Annotated in this window: 17 protein-coding genes and 1 riboswitch; of the genes, 7 read left to right on the top strand and 10 right to left on the bottom strand. The window is 34.2% G+C overall.

Translation table 11 applies throughout. From position 1 onward, the window contains the following. Nucleotides 1-20 precede the first annotated feature (20 nt). Nucleotides 21-1,052, bottom strand: coding sequence for an MBL fold metallo-hydrolase (locus tag PBT91_RS07285; RefSeq protein WP_270061119.1), 1,032 nt, complete (start codon nucleotides 1,050-1,052; stop codon nucleotides 21-23). A 174-nt stretch (nucleotides 1,053-1,226) separates the two neighbouring features. Between PBT91_RS07285 and PBT91_RS07280 the strand changes: the two genes are divergently transcribed. Together PBT91_RS07280 and PBT91_RS07275 are read left to right on the top strand one after the other, a co-directional pair. Then, on the top strand, nucleotides 1,227-1,640 hold the full coding sequence (locus PBT91_RS07280) for a hypothetical protein (RefSeq protein WP_270061118.1): 414 nt from the start codon (nucleotides 1,227-1,229) through the stop codon (nucleotides 1,638-1,640). Beyond that, complete coding sequence (locus PBT91_RS07275; RefSeq protein ID WP_270061117.1) at nucleotides 1,637-1,831, top strand: helix-turn-helix transcriptional regulator; 195 nt, start codon at nucleotides 1,637-1,639, stop codon at nucleotides 1,829-1,831. The genes PBT91_RS07280 and PBT91_RS07275 overlap by 4 nt, the downstream gene beginning before the upstream one ends. 51 nt (nucleotides 1,832-1,882) lie before the next feature. Here PBT91_RS07275 and PBT91_RS07270 read toward each other — a convergent pair whose 3' ends face one another. The 7 genes from PBT91_RS07270 to PBT91_RS07240 all read right to left on the bottom strand — a co-directional run bounded on the left by PBT91_RS07270 (nucleotide 1,883) and on the right by PBT91_RS07240 (nucleotide 8,514). Beyond that, complete coding sequence (locus PBT91_RS07270) at nucleotides 1,883-2,938, bottom strand: glycoside hydrolase family 43 protein (protein ID WP_270061116.1); 1,056 nt, start codon at nucleotides 2,936-2,938, stop codon at nucleotides 1,883-1,885. Nucleotides 2,939-3,016: 78 nt separating this feature from the next. Continuing rightward, nucleotides 3,017-4,060 (bottom strand): cytochrome d ubiquinol oxidase subunit II, encoded by a 1,044-nt coding sequence (locus PBT91_RS07265; RefSeq protein WP_270061115.1) that lies wholly within the window; start codon nucleotides 4,058-4,060, stop codon nucleotides 3,017-3,019. A 2-nt stretch (nucleotides 4,061-4,062) separates the two neighbouring features. Further along, the gene (locus tag PBT91_RS07260; protein ID WP_270061114.1) at nucleotides 4,063-5,364 is read right to left on the bottom strand and encodes a cytochrome ubiquinol oxidase subunit I; all 1,302 of its coding nucleotides are present in this window, start codon (nucleotides 5,362-5,364) and stop codon (nucleotides 4,063-4,065) included. A gap of 210 nt (nucleotides 5,365-5,574) precedes the next feature. Then, on the bottom strand, nucleotides 5,575-6,390 hold the full coding sequence (locus PBT91_RS07255) for a sulfite exporter TauE/SafE family protein (protein ID WP_270061113.1): 816 nt from the start codon (nucleotides 6,388-6,390) through the stop codon (nucleotides 5,575-5,577). Nucleotides 6,391-6,468: 78 nt separating this feature from the next. Then, the gene (locus tag PBT91_RS07250; RefSeq protein ID WP_270061112.1) at nucleotides 6,469-7,101 is read right to left on the bottom strand and encodes a Crp/Fnr family transcriptional regulator; all 633 of its coding nucleotides are present in this window, start codon (nucleotides 7,099-7,101) and stop codon (nucleotides 6,469-6,471) included. A gap of 62 nt (nucleotides 7,102-7,163) precedes the next feature. After that, a complete protein-coding gene (locus PBT91_RS07245; protein ID WP_270061111.1) occupies nucleotides 7,164-7,808 on the bottom strand; it encodes an HD domain-containing protein in 645 nt (214 codons plus the stop codon). Between the two features lie 355 nt (nucleotides 7,809-8,163). Beyond that, nucleotides 8,164-8,514: a winged helix-turn-helix transcriptional regulator gene (locus PBT91_RS07240; protein WP_270061110.1), complete on the bottom strand. Its 351-nt coding sequence runs from the start codon at nucleotides 8,512-8,514 to the stop codon at nucleotides 8,164-8,166. 186 nt (nucleotides 8,515-8,700) lie between these two features. Here PBT91_RS07240 and PBT91_RS07235 point away from each other — a divergent pair, with 186 nt between their 5' ends. Further along, nucleotides 8,701-9,348 (top strand): DUF2652 domain-containing protein, encoded by a 648-nt coding sequence (locus PBT91_RS07235; RefSeq protein WP_270061109.1) that lies wholly within the window; start codon nucleotides 8,701-8,703, stop codon nucleotides 9,346-9,348. Nucleotides 9,349-9,428: 80 nt separating this feature from the next. Here the strand turns inward: PBT91_RS07235 and PBT91_RS07230 are convergent, their stop codons facing one another. Beyond that, nucleotides 9,429-10,313, bottom strand: coding sequence for a sugar phosphate isomerase/epimerase family protein (locus PBT91_RS07230; protein ID WP_270061108.1), 885 nt, complete (start codon nucleotides 10,311-10,313; stop codon nucleotides 9,429-9,431). 197 nt (nucleotides 10,314-10,510) lie between these two features. Next, a riboswitch (TPP riboswitch) is annotated at nucleotides 10,511-10,604 on the top strand. 64 nt (nucleotides 10,605-10,668) lie between these two features. Between PBT91_RS07230 and thiM the strand changes: the two genes are divergently transcribed. The 4 genes from thiM to tenA are packed head-to-tail and all read left to right on the top strand — an operon-like array spanning nucleotide 10,669 to nucleotide 13,564. Then, nucleotides 10,669-11,463, top strand: a complete 795-nt coding sequence (gene thiM / locus PBT91_RS07225) for a hydroxyethylthiazole kinase (RefSeq protein ID WP_270061107.1) — start codon at nucleotides 10,669-10,671, stop codon at nucleotides 11,461-11,463. Further along, nucleotides 11,463-12,110 carry a thiamine phosphate synthase gene (gene thiE / locus PBT91_RS07220; RefSeq protein ID WP_270061106.1) on the top strand — a complete coding sequence of 216 codons (648 nt, stop codon included), beginning with the start codon at nucleotides 11,463-11,465 and terminating at the stop codon, nucleotides 12,108-12,110. The genes thiM and thiE overlap by 1 nt, the downstream gene beginning before the upstream one ends. Then, nucleotides 12,097-12,930: a bifunctional hydroxymethylpyrimidine kinase/phosphomethylpyrimidine kinase gene (thiD, locus tag PBT91_RS07215; protein WP_270061105.1), complete on the top strand. Its 834-nt coding sequence runs from the start codon at nucleotides 12,097-12,099 to the stop codon at nucleotides 12,928-12,930. Before thiE ends, thiD begins: the two co-directional genes overlap by 14 nt. Further along, nucleotides 12,917-13,564, top strand: a complete 648-nt coding sequence (tenA, locus tag PBT91_RS07210) for a thiaminase II (protein ID WP_270061104.1) — start codon at nucleotides 12,917-12,919, stop codon at nucleotides 13,562-13,564. The genes thiD and tenA overlap by 14 nt, the downstream gene beginning before the upstream one ends. On the opposite strand, the gene PBT91_RS07205 is transcribed toward tenA, so the two are convergent. Next, the gene (locus PBT91_RS07205) at nucleotides 13,565-14,416 is read right to left on the bottom strand and encodes a universal stress protein (protein ID WP_270061103.1); all 852 of its coding nucleotides are present in this window, start codon (nucleotides 14,414-14,416) and stop codon (nucleotides 13,565-13,567) included. Nucleotides 14,417-14,431 lie beyond the last annotated feature (15 nt).

Raw genomic sequence — 14,431 nt, 5'->3', positions numbered from 1 at the left:
TCCTATGAATTTAATCGAAATTATTCAAAATCCCACCAAACTTCCTGCTTAAATTCCTGATTCAATTGATATAATTCTCCAATTTTCGGACTTACATAATTAAGCTTTTCCTTTTCAGCTGATTTTGTAAAACGTATTATAGGTTCATTCCACGGATGGGTAGAAAGCGTAAATTTTGCCCAATGAACAGGGATTACTTTTTTGGCTTGTAGATCGTTTGCAGCCTTCACCACTTCTTCTGGAAAATTGTGAATCTGTGGCCAGTTTTTCCCGTATTGTCCACATTCCAAAATTGCAAGGTCAAATTGGCCAAATTTATCACCTATTTCTTTAAACTGCGGACTATATCCTGAATCACCACCTAAATATAATTTGTATCCAAAAACTTCAAAAACAAAAGACGACCACAGCGTATTGCCGCGCTTAAATAAGCGTCCTGAAAAATGACGGGCAGGCGTAGCAGTAATTTTAAAATTACTTTTAATTTTTTCAGATTCCCACCAATTTAATTCGGTAATCATCCTTTCTGAATATCTCCAGTATTCTAAATGCGCACCAACTCCTAAGGAACAAACCACTCGTTTTACCTTCGATTTTAGCTTTTCTATCGTTGGATAATCTAAATGATCGTAATGATCGTGCGTAAGCAGTAAAATATCAATTTCAGGCATGTCCTCTACTCCATATTCATTGGCGCCATCGTAAGCTTTTCCGAAGAAAGAAACCGGCGAAGCATTTCCGCTAAACACAGGATCTACCAAAATAGTATACTCTTTTATTTTCAGTAAATAAGAAGAATGTCCAAACCATACAAAAGAAGGCTCTTCAGCTTCTATAGTGTTAAGATTAGTCTTTACAGAAGGGATTTTGTTTGAAGGATTTACCGATTTTGGGCGATTTCGCATATCTTTCATCATTGTGAACATCGATACGTTATTAGGGTTTACCGAGGTTTCTTCTATGTTCTGAAAGCTTCCATCTTTAAAATTTTTGCATTCTTGTATTCTTGCTAATCGCTTACCAGATGGGGCTTTTCCAAATTGCTTTATCATAATTTATGGGGTATAACAATGAATCTGAAGTTGTTGTATAAAGGTATTTATTAAGGTTGGATTGACTTATTAAATATTTCAGAAAAAATAAAAATGTAAACAAAACTTGACATTTTAAAAAAACAGCCTATATTTGTAAAATAAACTTTACTTTTAGTTAAATACATTTTACTTATGAAAGCAAAACAAAATAACTGGCGCAGTGAATTAAAAAAGAACACTAATGCTTTGGCTGTATGGACATTTTTATGGGTTTTCACCTTGGCATTTGTTGCCTTTGGCCCAAAATTTATCTGGAACGAAAATAAAATCATTACCATTGTAATGATCATAATAAACGCTCTTGTAGGGTTTGGTATGATATTAATCAATCGAAAACATCTTAACAGCCAGGATCCCTTACAACGTAAAATAAGTATGGATGCTATGGCTATAACTTTAGGAATTACATTGATCGTTGGAATTAGTTACTCTATGTTAGATACCACTAACCTGATCTCCTTTAATGCTGAAATCTCTCATTTGGTTTTCGTCATGGGAATCACTTATTTGGTTGCAATGTTAATTGGAAATGCTCGTTACAAATGAAAAATCGAATCAAAGTATTACGAGCCGAGCAAAACATTACGCAGGCAGAATTGGCCAATCGCGTTGAAGTGTCTAGGCAAACCATAAATGCAATCGAAAAAGGCAAATTTGATCCCAGTTTGCCACTGGCATTTAAAATCGCCAGATTATTTAATCTGAAAATTGAAGAAATTTTTCAGGATGAAGAGTAATAACAAAAAAGCGCCGACTGGCGCTTTTTTTGTTTATTATCATATTAAAAATTAGTCTGTTATATCCTGCCCGAAATCCGGGAATCCGTTTTCATCCCATGTAAAGGTTCTTGCTCTTGTATGACGATTAAAATCATATAAAGAATTACCTCTTATTTTTTCGTAAACTCTTGCATGATAAATTAGAACATCGGTCTCACCATCTTCAGCAACTGTAAATGAACTATGGCCGGGACCAAATCGTCTTAATTCAGCATTTGTAGAGAAAACAGGCTTTTCAGATTTATACCATGAATCTGGATTCATTAGATCGGCATCTTCCTCTGCCCATAACAATCCCATCGCATAATTCGCATCTGTTGCACTTGCAGAATAAGTCATAAAAATTTTTCCGTTTCTTTTAATAACCGCCGGCCCTTCATTAACCAGGTAACCTATACGTTCCCAATCATACTCAGGATTTGTGATTTCAATTTCTTCACCTTTAAGTTTAGTGGGAGACTCCATTTTAGATAACAAAATTGAAGTTCCTCCTTCTTCTCTAACGGCTTGTGCCCATGCATAATAGTGTTCTCCATTATGTTCAAAAGTAGTAGCATCTAAAGAAAAAGAATCGCGCTTTGTAGCTATTTGTCCTTCTTCCTTCCATTCCCCTTCCATAGGATCTTCTGAATCATTAGACAACGCGAACATTCTTATTTTCCATACATCTTCTACTTCTCCTGCAGCAAAATAGACATACCATTTTCCGTCAATCTTATGCAGCTCCGGAGCCCAAATATGAGCTCCCATTTTACCGGTTTCATGCTTTGTCCAGATTACTTTGGGTTCGGCAGTTCCTAGTCCATTTATCGTTTTAGACTGGCGCATTTCTATACGATCGTACTCTGGCGATGTAGCAATAAAATAATAAGTACCATCTTCAGCTTTTAAAACCCATGGATCGGCACGTTGGGCCACAATTGGATTATGGTAGGTGATTTGTTGAGATTCTGATTTTATATCAGCTTTTTGCTGATCTGAAACTTCAGCATTTTTACAACTACTAAATGAAGCAAAAATAATCCCTAGTAAAAGATAGCTTGAAACGTTAAATTTAAATGACATTTGAAAGATTATAGATTTATTGTCTAATATCTAACATTTTGACAAAAAATAAAAGTTAAGTGCAGTTTTTACACTTAATTATTTTTCCTGAAATTGCTGCTCATCTCTTTCAAAAATTTTAATCATTTTAAAAGATTTCATTAAATGAAATAATCCCGGCAATATCACTCCGCCTCCTATAATCAAAGATATTCCCAAAACCATAATTACAGTATCTGGTGATATATTTTCTAATAGGCTAATTTCTTCTTCTGAAGTAATGATAACATACGGAAAATGAGCGATCAATGCTGCAAAAAGTACTAAAACCACTTGAAGACCGGCAAAATACCTACTTAGAACTCTACGACCAGAACGTATATATTTCCACAATGGAAATAATAAAATTCCTGAAAGTATAATACAAACGATAGAGATCGGATTTGTTACAAAATCCCTTATAAAAGCGATCTCATTAAAAAATCCGTAAGCGATTAAAATAAACCCAAGAATTACTAAAATACCTGTAAATATTTTTGATTTTCGGATATACATATTTCTTATATCACCTTTACTTTCGCCTATTAATAAAGTTGAGGCTAAAAACGCACAAAGTGAAGCATAAAATAATCCCATCAAAATACTAAATCCATTAAACCAAGGCTGCATAAAAAGATCGTAAAAGCCGTAATTGGTATAATCTTCAGTAACTATCAATTCCCCACCAACAAGCGCAGCGAAACACATTCCTAAAAAAACCGGTGTTACAAAACTCGAGAATCGAAATAAACTATTATAAACCATTTGAGATTTATCTTCGAATGCATCGTAATGCCTAAAAATAAATGAAACACCACGCATGGTAATTCCCAAAAGCACTAGAGTTAAAGGCACATGCAAATAGATAATAATAATATTGAAATATATTGGAAAAGCAATCCATAAAATAACAATAAGGATAATTAACCAAATATGGTTGGCTTCCCAAATTGGCCCCATCACTCTATAAATGGTATCACGATTTACTTTTTTATTTTCTCTGGAAGAAAAAAGTTCTACTATACCGGCGCCAAAATCGGCTCCTCCCAAAAGAACATAAAGCAAGAGCGAAAACAGTAAGAAAAATAAAACTACGTACAACATACTTAATCTTTTTGGGTGTTTAGGGCTTTAATTTGTCGTTGCATTAACCAGGTTACCGTAATCGCCAATAAAATATAAACGGCGACATACATAAAAAAACTAAACTTCATTCCCGGCATTGGTGTAACGGCATCACTGGTTCTCATGATCTGGTAAATAATCCAGGGTTGCCGACCAACTTCAGTAACTACCCAACCTGCTTCTAAGGCTAGAAATCCAAGGGGAGCTAAGAGCATAAAAAACCACCAGTATTTTTTGCTATCCATCCAGGATTTCTTTTTTAAACTTATAAAAAATAGCAAACCGGCTAAGGCGAGCAAAGTGCCGATCCCCACCATCACCTGAAAAGCATAATGTACGATAGCAACAGGTGGAATTTCGTCTTCAGGAAATTCGTTTAGCCCTTTTACTTCAGCATCAAAATCTCCAAAAGCAAGGAAAGAAAGTGCTTTTGGGATTTCTATTTTATAGTTTACTTCTTTATTTTCTTCATCTACTATTCCGCCTACAAACAGTGGTGCGCCTTTTTCGGTTTCAAAATGAGCTTCCATCGCGGCTAATTTAGCTGGTTGTCGTTCAGCTACATCCTTGGCAGAAAGATCTCCACTTAGCGGTTGTAAAAGCGCGGCAATTGCTCCAAAGAATATAGAAATTTGAAATGCCTTTTTGTGCACTTCTAAAAATTTGCCTCTTAATATTTGAAACGCATGAATCCCGGCAACTCCAAAACTAGTTGCTACAAAAGCTGCTAACGTCATGTGCAGGGCTTGGGTAAACCATGCAGGATTTAGCATCGCGCCAACTGGATCTACATTGGTAAATTCTCCATTAATATATTCAAATCCGCTTGGAGCATTCATCCAGCCATTTGCTGCCACAACCAAAATACCAGATAGCACACCTGAAATCCCTATGATTACGCCGGTAAACCAGTGAAATTTTTCTGGAAGTTTGTTCCAACCATAAAGATAGAATCCCAATGCTATTGCCTCTACAAAAAAGGCAGCTCCTTCCAGCGAAAAAGGCATTCCTATAATTGGGCCGGCATGTTTCATAAATTCTGGCCATAACATTCCCAATTCAAAAGAAAGGGCGGTACCCGAAACGGCACCGGTCACAAAGAAAATAGCGACTCCTTTAAGCCAGGCTTTGGTAAGTTTTAAATAAACAGGATTACGGGTTCTTAAATATCTATGGTGAGCAACAACCATAAAAAATGGCATGACCATACCTATACAAGCAAAAATAATATGAAAGCCTAAAGTAAAGGCCATCTGAAGACGAGCGTAATCTAAATTTTCCATTTTTTAAATTTTGAAACAGCCTTTAAAATAGCGTGTTATCGTGATAATGAAAAGCTTTATAATTACCCTTAAATTTAAGTAATAATACTCCTACAGCATTATTGGAAAGCAGAAAATTTAAAATGATTTTTGTTAAATCATATATTCTAACTTATGATCAAAAAATTGTGAGAATTTGGTAGACGATCTTGTATAGAACTACTTAATATATTAGATGCTACTGGCGGTAAGTTCTTTCCAAAGAATATAAATCCCCATCACCAAAACCATGTATCCAAAAGCTTTTTTCAACTTCCGAGAGTTAATGTACCGACTCAAATATATTCCGAAGAAAATACCGATTATTGATAAAAATGTAAAGATTAAAAGAAAGACCCAATCAACCCGTAAATGCCCTAAATCCCCCAGAAAACCGATAATAGAGTTTATTGAAATTATAAAAAGTGAGGTACCTACAGCTTCTTTCATCCTTAATCCTGCTAAGAAAACCAAAATAGGAACGATAATGAAACCTCCGCCAGCACCAACTAAACCGGTAACAATACCAGTTAAAGCACCCAAAATTATCATCAATAAATTTATAGGATTAGAGTTGCTATCAGATTCATCTTTACAAGTTTTATCTTTTTTGAATATCATAGAAAAGGAAGCCAATAACATTAATATTCCAAAAAAGATCATGATCATCAAATCTTTTGTGAGCTCGAAAGTTCCTATATTTAGAATATGATGTGGTATAGCTGGTAATAAGAATTTACGAGTACAAAATATTGCAATTACCGCAGGAAGTGCAAAAATCACAGAACTTTTAAAATCGATTCTTCCTTTATTAAAATTATCTATAGCCCCCACAGCAGAGCTGGATCCCACTACAAAAAGGGAATAGGCCGTTGCTGTTACTGGATTTATATGTAAAATGTATACAAATACAGGTACGGTAAGAATGGAGCCACCACCACCGGTTAGTCCCAATACCAAACCAATAATTAATGCACCTATAAATCCTATAATCTGAACTAGCTCCATTATTGCAATTTGACGGCAAATATACTAGTCACACTGGAAGTAAGCGGTAACCTTTGTTACAAAAATTAACTTTTTTAGCTATAATTCTAAAACTTCGATTTGATTTCTAAATAATTTAATTTTGTTCTCAATCTCCATTTTTTTTAGAATTCTGGAAACCATGACTCTAGAAGTATGCAGATCGTAGGCTATCTGTTGGTGCGTGCTGTTAACTTTTTTATCTTGATTTATTTTAGCTTTATTCTGAAGGTATTTTAAAATTCGTCCATCCATGTTTAAAAATGCGATGGTATCTATGGTATCGAGCATTTCAGTTAAACGCATTTGATAACTTTCAAATACAAAATATCGCCAGCTTTTAAATTTGGCAGTCCACTCATCCATTTTTTGAATAGGAACCATAATTAAACTGGTATCTCTCTCTGCAACTGCTCTTATCTGGCTTTTGGTGTTTCCAAGACAACAACTTAACGTCATTGCGCAGGTGTCTCCACGTTCCAAGAAGTAAAGTAAAAGTTCGTCACCGTCTTGATCTTCGCGTAAAATCTTAATTGCTCCGCTTAAAAGAAGTGGCATAGATTTTAAATAATCCCCAATTTCGATGATCACATCGCCTTCTTTAAATTCTTTCAGGTAACCAGATTTGTTAATTTCTTCCAATAATTCCTTTTCAAAAACAAAATGATAAGCTTCTTTTAATTCTTCAAACATTTTATTCCAGAAATTTAAATATTAGAAAAGCTAATAGCAATAAGTTTACTCAACTTCGAATTCTATTTGTTGGCAAGTAATCTGGCATAAGCCTTTTTTACTAACTTCAGATTTTTTTCTTTCTTCGGAAGCAAAATATCATTCCCGTAGTTTGTAAAGTAAGAATGAGATTCTAGAAAACAAATATTATTTTGTAACCATTCGATATCACTATAATTTTTATTGAAGCATTTAAACCATTCTGATCTTAGCAATTTATTTTTTGATCGAAAAGAATTTGTCCCTAAATGAGCTAAATCTGCATCACATAACACCTCTTCAATTTTATTTTTAGGAGCCTGCGGCATTTGGGTAGCGCAAATGCAAGAAACCACTTGATCAATTTTCTCCTGCGGATAATCTATTTTCGATAAAAACTCTTCGGCATTTTTAGCACTAATCTTTTCGTGCTCTTTAAAAGAATTACTATTTCCAGTATCATGAAACAAGCTGGCTAAAATCACAATTTCTCTATCTTCTTCAGACAAATTCTCATAATCTGCAATCCTCTTTGTATACTGATAAACCTCGAAGGTATGCTGAATATTATGATAAGGCAGCTTAGAACATCTACTATTTTTTAAAAGCTTATGGCAATAATCCATCGCTTCTCTTATCACAGAGGTATCCTCCTTATATCTATAATTCAGCATTTCTAGCAACATCATTCGGTAATTTGGGACTTATCTATAACAAGTATTTTGCCAAAATATTATGCAAAGATTTAATAAGGTTGAAATTAAGGAAATTATTGTAACACCAAAAATAAATTTGAAAATTAGGAGGAATTTTAATCAATATTATTAAATTTTATTAAAAAAAATTCATCATAAGATTTACTTTATATTCAAATAAAGCCTTTCTTATCGAAAGGCTTTATAATACCACTTTTGATTAGGCTAATTGTGGTTAATCTATAATGAAAAATTCAACAATATGAACTCCTCAAAAAAATAACGGTAATTTTTACGGTTTATTATATAGTACCAAAATTATTTTCAAAAATATGATGATTCAATACATTTAAGAACGTTCATCAATTAGTTTTTGACGATGTTTGATTCCCCAAGAACTTAATGCTTCTAATATTTCAGAAAGAGAATTACTGTAATCTGTTAATTCGTATTCAATCACAATTGGAACCTCGGTATAAACCTTTCGGTCTACAAAGCCGTTTAGTTCTAAATCTTTTAACTCTCTGGATAACATTCTTGCTGAAATATTTAAAGCTCGCTGTAATTCGTTAAAACGTTTATTACCCTCCTTAAGCGCGATTATGATTTTCAATTTCCACTTCCCGCCAATTGCATAAAGCGCATCATCTATTGCTCCAAGCTTGCTTTCGCAAGCCTTTTTTTCTAATAATTGTCCCATAAAATTGACGTTTGCAAAATAGCTTTATTTGTTTTTTATTAATTAACTAACTTTAGTAAAGCAAATATACTATTTTTAGCAGTATTTTTTGCGAGCACTGTAAGTTTGGACCTTTAAAATAGACCAAAATAAGGTAAACAGCTTGAGCTAAAATATGAGTTTAGCCTGTTTGTATAAAAATTAATAATGAAAAACAAAATTACACAACTACCCTATATTGTTAATCCTGGAGTTTATCAACCAAAAGTCTTAAAAGGAACTGTTATTATCCCAGATATAAGTGGTTTTAGTCGTTTTGTTGAAAATACAGATTTTGAAACCGGGAAACTAATAATTTCGAAATTGCTCAACGCGATTATTAAGAGCAACACTCTTGATCTTAAAATTTCAGAAATTGAAGGTGATGCTGTTCTTTTCTTTAAATACGGTAAACGTATCAGCGCAAAAGAGATTCTGCATCAATTTTGTTTGATGAAAGAAGGATTCCATCAAGAAATTGGTTTTTTAGAAGAAGAATTTCAGTTAGACATCGATTTATCCTTAAAATTAATTGCACATTACGGGCCACTTGCTCAATATAATATAGGCAAATTCGAAAAATTATATGGACAAACTGTTGTTGAAGCTCATCATTTGCTCAAAAATTCTGTTGAAAGTAAAAGCTATGTATTACTTTCAGAAGAATTATTAAACTCCGAAGAAAATTCAGAATTAAAGAATATCAGCCAATTTATAGAAAATACAATTTGTGAGATCTATGACGGTTTTAAGGAAATTTGCTATACCTTTTTTGACTTTGAAAATAATCGCAGTAAGAAATACCTTTTGGAATAGCTTACATTTTTTTTGAAATTATTACAACAAGAAAACCCTCTGAGAACGTCAGAGGGTTTTTAGTTATATGTATTAACATCTTATTTTTTAAATTTCACTTTGTTGAATCCCAAATCGCGAAGATTTTCATGGCTAATTTTAATTGCTTCAAGAGGTTCTAAATCAAATGTATTATCCTGCTCTACGATATAATACTTCATCCCAGATTCCTTTCTTTTTTCTAAAATCCTCTCGAAATCTATAGTTCCCTCTCCTACCGGAGTAAAATTACCTGCTTCATCCATATCTTTTATATGCCATAATTTAAAACGGCCAGGATATTTCTCGAAATAAGCTACAGGATCTGCACCAGCTTTTGTCACCCAAAATAAATCCATCTGAAAATTCACCAAATCTGGATCTGTATTCTCTAAGAAATATTCTATTGGTACTATTCCATTTTCATTTTTCTTAAACTCAAAATCGTGATTATGATACAATAATTCTATCCCGGCTTTTTTACATTTTTCACCTATAGTATTAAAGATATCGACTAAAAAATCAAGATCATCGTCCATTCCCATAGTCTGAGTTTGCTCATCAAAAGTAAACTTACCCATTGGCGGTACAGGAATCACAAAATATTGAAAGCCGGCTTTTTTCACATCAGCTATCATCTGATCTACATTTTCCATGGTTACGCCACCTTGATGGGAGCTTAATGGTTTGGTGTGATATTTACCTAATAATTTTTTAAATTTCTTAGGCTTCATTCCATAAAACAGACCATCGTTATAACCAGCAGCTTCTATATATAAATATCCAATATCTGCAACTTCATCGATAGTTTCCTCTGGGGATTTTGCCATCTCTTCCCTAACCGTATAAAGCGTAGCTGCACCAAATTGTCGCTGTCCGAAAATCGGGAAAGAAGCAAGTAGCAATAATATTAGTAAAGTACTGCGAAAATTTTTAAGAGCTTTCATATAATTACATTTTAGAAAAAGGATGCCCGCAATACCATTTTAAATATTGAACTAGTGCTCCGGTTTACCTAATTTAACGAATATTCTTGCTAAATATAGAATATTTAATGTTTAATAAAGGAACGTTACGCAAAAAATAAACCTGGTAAACTTAATTCATCAAAAATTTTATCAGCCCTCATTTTTACCTTAATTTTACGATGCTTTAGGGGTATTCTGAAAGAAGAATTGAGAGAGTCCCTTTGAACCTGATACGATAAAATCGTCGTAGGAAAAAGTTTGCCAAACTTAGGCTCGTGAACTTGCCTTTATTTTTTCTAAGCAGTTTTCTCTAAAGCCAAAAACTGACCCAACTATGAAAAAAATTCTTTGGCAACATATTCAAGATTTAAAAAAATCGGTGCCATTAATTCACAACATTACTAATTATGTAGTGATGAATAATACTGCAAACGCTTTATTGGCCGCTGGAGCTTCTCCTATTATGTCCCATGCCCAATCTGAAATTGAAGATATGGTAAGCATCTGCCAGGCGCTAGTGATTAACATAGGAACTTTAGATGAGTATTGGAGCATTAGCATGATTAAAGCTGCAAAAAAGGCAAATGAGCTTGGTAAATCCTGGCTTTTAGATCCTGTAGGTGCCGGCGCAACGCCTTACCGCAACGAAATTATCGCCGAGTTACTAGAGCTAAAACCCACAATTATCAGAGCAAATGCTTCAGAAATTATGGCTTTGGCTAAAGCTTCAAATCTTACTACAAAAGGCGTAGATAGCACTGCTGAAAGTACTGAAGCTATCGAAGCAGCCAAATCTTTAAATAAAGAATTTGGAGCAGTGGTTTGTATATCGGGAGAGACCGATATCATTATTGATGGGCATCAAATAATTTCACTAAAAAATGGTGATGCACTAATGGCCAAGGTTACCGGTCTTGGGTGCTCGGCTTCCGCAATTACAGCTGCTTTTGCGGCAGTTATTGATAATAAATTTGAAGCTACCACCGCAGCCATGGCTTTAATGGGAGTTTGTGGCGAAATCGCTGCTAAAAATTCGGCCGGGCCAGGTAGCCTTCAACTAAATTTACTCGATAAATTATACAATATTACTGAAGAGGAATTCCTTTCTCATCTTAAATTAAGCGAATAATGCATCCTGATTTTCCGTACCAATTATACTTGGTTATTTCAGAAGAAAGTTGTGTGCATTATCCTTTACTTCAAGTAGCTGAAATGGCTATGGAAGGAGGAGTAGATATTATCCAGCTTCGGGAGAAAAATTTAAACACTTCAGCATTCATCAAAAATGCCGAAGCGCTAAAAAAAATCACTGATAAATATCAAATTCCCCTTATTATTAATGATAATCTTAAAGTTGCAAAAGCGGTAGATGCCTTCGGAATTCATGTGGGGAATAATGATATGCCTCCTTCTGAAATTCAGCAAAAATGGAATAAAAATAAATCTATTGGATATTCTATCGAATACTTGGAACAACTTGAAAACGCTCAAACTAAAGTAGCTAATCACTTAGGAATTAGCCCGGTTTACAGCACCAAAACCAAAACCGATACAGTAACCGAATGGGGCATCGACGGAATTAAAAAAATACGCGCTTTAACCCAAAAACCACTTGTTGCTATTGGCCGCATGGATGCTAGTAATGCTGCTGAAATAATAAAAGCAGGTGCAGATTGTATTGCTGTGGTGTCTGCGATTTGCGCTTCAGAAAATCCTAAAAAAGCCGCAGAAAAAATTAAAACTCAAATTCAACAAAATCAACGTGAAAACCTATAAATATCCTTCAGCATTAACCATCGCTGGTTTCGACGGTAGTGGCGGCGCAGGAATCCAGGCCGATATCAAAACTATCTCGGCTTTAGGATGCTATGCCACCTCGGTGTTAACCGCACTTCCCGTACAAAATACTACTGGGGTAAAAAATATTTTCTCTATTCCCTATCAGGCTGTTTCAGAACAAATAAAAAGTATTTTTGAAGATATTTTTCCTGATGCGGTGAAAATCGGAATGGTTCATACATCAGAATTGGTAGAAACCATTGTAAAAGAATTACAGAAATATCCAAAAACGCCTCTAGTTTTTGATCCTGTAATGGTTGCCACAAGCGGCCACAAATTAATAGAAGACGAAACAATAAAATCGATTGTCGAGAAATTGTTTCCGTTAGCTGATGTCATTACACCTAATATGGATGAAGCTGCGGTTTTAGCTGAAATGAAAGTTGAAACGCTGGAAGACATGAAAAAAGCAGGAGAAAAAATAATGAAAATGGGCTGCAAATCGGTCTTAATGAAAGGCGGACACTTAAAAGGCGATAAAATCACCTCACTTTATTTTGCTGAAAACTCGCAAGTTTATTCTTACGAATTTGAGAAGTTTGATACCAGTAATACGCATGGTTCTGGTTGCACATTATCATCTGCAATTGCTGCATATCTCGCACAAGGCAAAGAATTAGTTGAAGCTATAAAATTAGGGCAGAATTTTGCCCATAATGCCATTAACCATGGTAAAGATGTAAAAACAGGAGATGGAAATGGTCCCTTAAATCACTTTTTTAACCCACAAAAATTAATAAAAAATGAGCTGGAGTAAAGAAACCTGGCAAACGATAAGTCCAATTTACGACCGAATTATTAAAATGCCGTTTATAGAAAAATTGATGGATGGCAGTTTACCATTAGAGAAGTTTCAGTTTTATATGAGTCAGGATTCGGCATATTTAGAAAATTTTGGACGTGCGTTAGCATTGATTGGTGCGCGCGCTTATGATACTGAAAATATGCTTACTTTTCTTCAATTTGCTGAAAATGCTATAATTGTTGAGAGTGCATTGCACGAATCTTATTTTAAGGAATTTGGTGTTTCTGAAAAAGCTATTATCCAGCCGGCCTGCCACCACTATATCAATTTTCTAAAAAGTACCGCTGCTTTAGAAAATCTTGAAGTAGCAATGGCTGCTGTGCTGCCGTGCTTTTGGATTTATAAAGCAGTAGGTGATTATATTTTGGAAAATCAAAAAAAGGGCGAAAATCCATATCAAGCTTGGATTGACACTTATGCGGGAAAAGAATTTGGTGAGGCTGTAAACAAGGCTATCCAGATTTGTGATAAGCATGCTGAAAATACTACACCAATTGTTCGTGCTAAAATGACTGAAGCTTTTATTACTGCTTCTCACTTAGAATATCATTTTTGGGATGCTGGATATTCGCTAAGAAAATGGTAATTAATTAACTTCTTTTAAAAGTAAAACAGGGACACTTGGATCAAACTCAATATCATCTACTTTAGACTGCGAGAAAAGTTTAGAGAAAAAACCCTGTTTTCTTTTATATAAGGCTAACATGGTACTTTGCCGACTTTCGATAAATAAATGAATTCCTGTAGATGGTGTTGTTTTTGTAAGCCTGTGAAATGAGTGCTTTATTGTTGAAAGATGTCCTTCAAAATTGGTTTGAAGTGTTTTTTGCTCTTCAGTTAAACCTTTATTATCACTGTCTATGTATAAAATTCTAATTGGCGAACCAGAATTTGAAGCTAAATCCTTTAGTGGGTCTAATTCTCTCTCTTTAAAAGGGAATCTAAGTGTGGTAGGAAAAACAATTTCATTTAATGGCTGAGCGGTAAGTTCTATTTCTTCAGGAACAAAAAGCATAGCACAATTTTGTATGCTATTGGCCAGTTTAGATAATTTTGATTTATAAGAGCTATGAATATTTACATTAGCACCCTCTGCACCTATTAGAATTAAATCTATTGCACGGGTATTAATAATCTCTTGCACGGCATCATCCAGATCTCCTTCTAAAGATAAAATTTCAAATTCGTGATTAGGATTTTCTTTTCTAAAACTTAAACCTTGCATAATTCGGTCTAAACCACTTTTAGAAGTTTCTTTGGTATTCGCGTTATCTTCAGACTTGACACCAACAATTCTATCGCTTAAACCGTGACTATCTTCATAAACATTCAATAAAATAAATTTACATGAAATTTTTTTATACAGTTTAAGTCCAAAAACTAAAGCATTCCAGGCATATTTTGAAAAATTGGTAGGCACCAAAATCTGCTTTTCCATAAATTCTAAATTTTA

Origin of the sequence: Zunongwangia sp. HGR-M22 (assembly GCF_027594425.1) — a bacterium.
In the GTDB taxonomy this organism is placed as follows: Bacteria; Bacteroidota; Bacteroidia; order Flavobacteriales; family Flavobacteriaceae; genus Zunongwangia.
Note: the sequence above shows the minus strand (reverse complement) of the source record. Positions and strands in the feature narration are given on the sequence as shown.

Excerpts from the sequence above, each read along its gene's own strand:
- PBT91_RS07255 (WP_270061113.1), bottom strand. The coding sequence starts at position 6,390 with ATGGAGCTAGTTCAGATTATAGGATTTATAGGTGCATTAATTATTGGT.
- tenA (WP_270061104.1), top strand. The coding sequence starts at position 12,917 with ATGAGCTGGAGTAAAGAAACCTGGCAAACGATAAGTCCAATTTACGAC.
- PBT91_RS07260 (WP_270061114.1), bottom strand. The coding sequence starts at position 5,364 with ATGGAAAATTTAGATTACGCTCGTCTTCAGATGGCCTTTACTTTAGGC.
- PBT91_RS07275 (WP_270061117.1), top strand. The coding sequence starts at position 1,637 with ATGAAAAATCGAATCAAAGTATTACGAGCCGAGCAAAACATTACGCAG.
- PBT91_RS07285 (WP_270061119.1), bottom strand. The coding sequence starts at position 1,052 with ATGATAAAGCAATTTGGAAAAGCCCCATCTGGTAAGCGATTAGCAAGA.
- thiE (WP_270061106.1), top strand. The coding sequence starts at position 11,463 with ATGCATCCTGATTTTCCGTACCAATTATACTTGGTTATTTCAGAAGAA.
- PBT91_RS07270 (WP_270061116.1), bottom strand. The coding sequence starts at position 2,938 with ATGTCATTTAAATTTAACGTTTCAAGCTATCTTTTACTAGGGATTATT.
- PBT91_RS07240 (WP_270061110.1), bottom strand. The coding sequence starts at position 8,514 with ATGGGACAATTATTAGAAAAAAAGGCTTGCGAAAGCAAGCTTGGAGCA.
- PBT91_RS07265 (WP_270061115.1), bottom strand. The coding sequence starts at position 4,060 with ATGTTGTACGTAGTTTTATTTTTCTTACTGTTTTCGCTCTTGCTTTAT.
- PBT91_RS07280 (WP_270061118.1), top strand. The coding sequence starts at position 1,227 with ATGAAAGCAAAACAAAATAACTGGCGCAGTGAATTAAAAAAGAACACT.
- PBT91_RS07205 (WP_270061103.1), bottom strand. The coding sequence starts at position 14,416 with ATGGAAAAGCAGATTTTGGTGCCTACCAATTTTTCAAAATATGCCTGG.
- PBT91_RS07250 (WP_270061112.1), bottom strand. The coding sequence starts at position 7,101 with ATGTTTGAAGAATTAAAAGAAGCTTATCATTTTGTTTTTGAAAAGGAA.
- PBT91_RS07235 (WP_270061109.1), top strand. The coding sequence starts at position 8,701 with ATGAAAAACAAAATTACACAACTACCCTATATTGTTAATCCTGGAGTT.
- PBT91_RS07245 (WP_270061111.1), bottom strand. The coding sequence starts at position 7,808 with ATGATGTTGCTAGAAATGCTGAATTATAGATATAAGGAGGATACCTCT.
- PBT91_RS07230 (WP_270061108.1), bottom strand. The coding sequence starts at position 10,313 with ATGAAAGCTCTTAAAAATTTTCGCAGTACTTTACTAATATTATTGCTA.
- thiM (WP_270061107.1), top strand. The coding sequence starts at position 10,669 with ATGAAAAAAATTCTTTGGCAACATATTCAAGATTTAAAAAAATCGGTG.